The organism is Aeromonas finlandensis (assembly GCF_000764645.1).
GTDB classification, from domain to species: Bacteria; Pseudomonadota; Gammaproteobacteria; order Enterobacterales; family Aeromonadaceae; genus Aeromonas; species Aeromonas finlandensis.
In genome coordinates this window covers 1-4,153 of sequence record NZ_JRGK01000332.1, presented here as the reverse complement: position 1 = coordinate 4,153, position 4,153 = coordinate 1, and the positions used below count along the sequence as shown (strand labels likewise).

General features: G+C 62.1%; 2 protein-coding genes. One reads left to right on the top strand and one right to left on the bottom strand.

The window, feature by feature from the left end; all coding sequences use genetic code 11:
• On the top strand, positions 1-1,017 hold a 1,017-nt coding region (fbp, locus tag LD28_RS0120440), incomplete at its 5' end, for a class 1 fructose-bisphosphatase (protein ID WP_033138737.1).
• A 100-nt stretch (positions 1,018-1,117) separates the two neighbouring features.
• On the opposite strand, the gene mfd is transcribed toward fbp, so the two are convergent.
• On the bottom strand, positions 1,118-4,153 hold a 3,036-nt coding region (mfd, locus tag LD28_RS0120435), incomplete at its 5' end, for a transcription-repair coupling factor (protein WP_033138736.1).

Here is a 4,153-nt window from a genome sequence, read left to right as displayed (position 1 = left end):
ATGGGTGAGTTCATCGTCAAAAAGCAGGCGGATTATCCTACCGCGACCGGCGAGCTGACCTCGTTGCTCAGTTCGATCCGCCTTGCTGCCAAGGTGGTGAACCGGGAGATCAACAAGGCGGGGCTGGCGGATATCATCGGTTCCATGGGCGCTGAAAACGTACAGGGTGAGGTGCAGCAGAAGCTGGATGTCTACGCCAACGAACGCTTCAAGGCGGCGCTGGAAGCGCGCGGCGAGGTGTGCGGCATGGCCTCGGAAGAGGAAGAGGACTTCGTCGCCTTTGACTCGCCGCTCTCCAAAAACTCCAAGTACGTGGTGCTGATCGACCCGCTCGATGGCTCCTCCAACATCGACGTCAACGTCTCGGTCGGGACCATCTTCTCCATTTACCGCCGTTTGAGCCCGCAGGGTTCGCCGGTGACCCTGGAGGACTTCCTGCAACCGGGCAACCGTCAGGTCGCCGCTGGCTATGTGGTTTACGGCTCCTCCACCATGCTGGTCTACACCACCGGCTTTGGCGTTAACGGCTTTACATATGATCCTTCCATCGGCTGCTTCTGCCTCTCCCACGAGAACATCCGCATTCCGGAAGAGGGCAAGATCTACTCCATCAACGAGGGTAACTACATCAAGTTCCCGGACGGGGTGAAGAAGTACCTGAAATATTGCCAGGAGCGCGACGAGGCGACCCACAGACCCTACACCTCGCGCTATATCGGCTCGCTGGTGTCTGATTTCCATCGCAACCTGCTCAAGGGTGGCATCTACATCTATCCGTCCGGCACCAACTCACCGAACGGCAAGCTGCGCCTGCTCTATGAGTGCAACCCGATGGCGTTTCTGGTGGAGCAGGCCGGTGGCAAGGCCTCCGACGGCTTTGGCCGCATCATGGATATTCGGCCGACCGCGCTGCACCAGCGTACCCCTTACTTCGTCGGCTCGACCAAGATGGTGGAGCGCGCCGAGGCCTTTATGCGCGAGTTCTCCGCCCATGAGGATCCGGCCAACCAAGGCTGATAGTACGCTGCTGACAGATAGCAAATAAAAAACGGGAGCCGATATGGCTCCCGTTTTAGTTGGCGTTATCGTGCTGGCTCGCCGCCAGCGTTGCAAACACTCACAGGCTGTTGTTGGCCAGATCCGCCAGCAAACCATCCACCAGTTTCAGGCGCATGGCGCGATCCTGGGTCGGCACCTGGAAGCGCAGCCGCGTCGGCCCGTCCATCTTGTAGACCCGTGGCTGGCTGGAGAGCAGCTTGACCAGATAGGCCGGATTGACCTTGGTCTCCTGGGTGAAGTCGAGATAGCCGCCGCGCTCGCTCATCTCCACCCGGCGAATGCCAAGGGCGGTAGCACGCTGGCGGAAAGCGGCCAGCTCCAGCAGGGTTTTGGTCGCCTCCGGCAAGAGGCCGAAACGGTCGATCAGCTCCACTTTCAGTTCGCGCAGCTCCTGCTCGTCCGCCGCGCTGGCGATCCGCTTGTACATGGAGAGGCGCATGTTGACGTCCGGAATATAGTCGTCCGGCAACAGTGCAGGCAGGCGCAGCTCCACCTCGGTGTGCTGGCTCATCAGCTGCTCCAGCGACGGCTCCTTGCCATTTTTCAGTGCCTCGACCGCCTGCTCCAGCATCTCCATGTAGAGGGTGAAGCCAACCGACTCAATCTGGCCGCTCTGATCGTCGCCGAGCAGTTCGCCTGCGCCACGGATCTCCAGATCGTGGGTCGCCAGCGCAAAACCGGCGCCGAGATCTTCAAGCGAGGCGATCGCCTCCAGCCGCTTGGCCGCATCCTTGGTCATCAGCTTGGGATGGGGGGTGAGCAGGTAGGCATAGGCCTGATGGTGAGAGCGGCCAACCCGGCCTCGCAGTTGGTGCAACTGGGCCAATCCCAGGTGATCTGCCCGATCCATGATGATGGTGTTGGCGCTCGGCACGTCGATGCCGGTCTCGATGATGGTGGTGCAGACCAGCAGGTTGAAGCGCTGGTGGTAGAAGTCGGACATGATCCGTTCAAGGTCGCGCTCGCGCATCTGGCCGTGGGCGATGCCGATGCGGGCTTCCGGCACCAGCTCCGCCAGATCGGCGGCGCATTTTTCGATGCTCTCCACGTCGTTGTGCAGGTAATAAACCTGACCACCGCGCTTCAATTCCCGCAACACCGCCTCGCGCACCACTGCCGGTTCGTGCTGGCGCACGAAGGTCTTGATGGCGAGTCGCTTGGCGGGCGGGGTGGCGATGATGGAGAGATCCCGCATGCCGGACATCGCCATATTGAGGGTGCGCGGAATCGGGGTGGCGGTGAGGGTGAGGATATCCACATCGGCCCGCAGCGCCTTGATCTTCTCTTTTTGGCGCACCCCGAATCTGTGCTCCTCATCGACAATGAGCAGCCCCAGATCCTTGAAGGTGAGCTCTGAGCCGAGCAGCTTGTGGGTGCCGATGATGATGTCCACCTTGCCCTCCGCCAGCTCTTTCAAGACGCTGGTCTGCTCTTTGGCGGAGCGGAAGCGGCTCAACACCTCGACCCGCACCGGCCAGTTGGCGAAGCGGTCGCGGAAGTTGTCGTAGTGCTGTTGCGCCAGCAGGGTGGTGGGCACCAGCACGGCGACCTGTTTGCCGCCATGGACGGCCACAAACGCCGCGCGCATCGCCACTTCGGTTTTGCCGAAACCCACGTCGCCGCACACCAGTCTGTCCATGCTTTTGGCCTGACACATGTCCCCCAGCACCGCGTTGATGGCGTTGAGCTGATCGTCGGTCTCCTCGAACGGGAAGCTGGCGGCAAACTGGCGATAGGCCTCTTTGTCGTGCTTGAAGGCAAAACCGGCGCGGGCGGCGCGTATGGCGTAGACATCCAGCAACTCGGCCGCCACGTCGCGCACCTTCTCGGCCGCCTTGCGCCGCGCCTTGACCCAGGCCTCGCCACCGAGCTTGTGGCTGGGCGGGTTATCGGAGCCGGTGTAACGGCTGATAAGGTGCAAACTGGTGACCGGCACGAACAGTTTGTCGCCGCCGGCATATTCGAGGGTGAGGAACTCGGTGGGCAGGCCACCGGCGTCGATGGTTTCGAGCCCCAGATAGCGGCCTACTCCATGATCGAGGTGCACCACCGGTTGGCCCTGGGTCAGCTCGCCGAGATTGCGGATCACCGCATCGGAGCTTAAGTTCTTGCTCTTCTCCCGCGCCCGCTTGCTGCGCACCTTGCCGCCCAGCAGTTCGGTTTCGGTGATCAGTGCCAGTGGCTGATTACTGGCATCAGCTCCGGCCTCCTGCCACAGGAAGCCGCGCTCAAGCGGTGCAACCAGCAGGCCGTGGCGATCCTTGCCCGCCATAAAGGCATCGAGGGAGGGGAACTCTTTGGGTTGCAGCGAGATACGCGCCAGCAGATCGCCGAGCACCTCCCGTCGCCCTTCGGATTCCACCGCAAACAGGGTGCGACCGGCAAAGCCTTGCAGGAACTGATCGAGCGCCAGCAGGGGTTGCTCCTTGCTGTGATCGAGTTGCAGATCGGGCAGCGCCGAAATGTGCAGATCGTGCTGACCGGCATCACCGGCGGTGGCGGCCTCTTGCAGCCGCACGGCGCCATATTGGCCGAGAGAGGCAAAGAGCTGTTCTACCGGCAGATAGAGCTGCGCCGGTGGCAGCAGCGGGCGGGTGTTGTCCCAGCGTCTGTCTTCATAGCGCTGGCCGATGTCGTTCCAGAAGCGCTGGGCGGCGGGGTAGATATCCCCCACAGTGAGCAACAGGGTATCTTCCGGCAGATAGTCAAACAGGCTGGCGGTCTGGTTAAAGAAGAGCGGCAGATAGTATTCGATGCCAGCGGGCCAGCGTCCTTTGCTCACCTCCTGATAGACGGAACCCTCGGCCCGCGACAGCTCGAACTGCTCGCGGAACTGGCCGCGAAACAGCTCGATGGCCGCTTCGTCAGTGGGAAACTCCCGGGCAGGCAGCAGGCTGACGGTCTTGACCGGCTCGCTGGAGCGCTGGGTCTCGGGATCGAACGGGCGGATGGAGTCCACCTCGTCATCGAAGAAGTCGATGCGATAGGGGCTGTTGCTGCCCATTGGGAAGAGATCGAGCAGGGAGCCGCGGGCGGCAAACTCGCCATGCTCCAGCACCTGATCCACCGCTACGTAACCCGCTTCGGCCAGGCG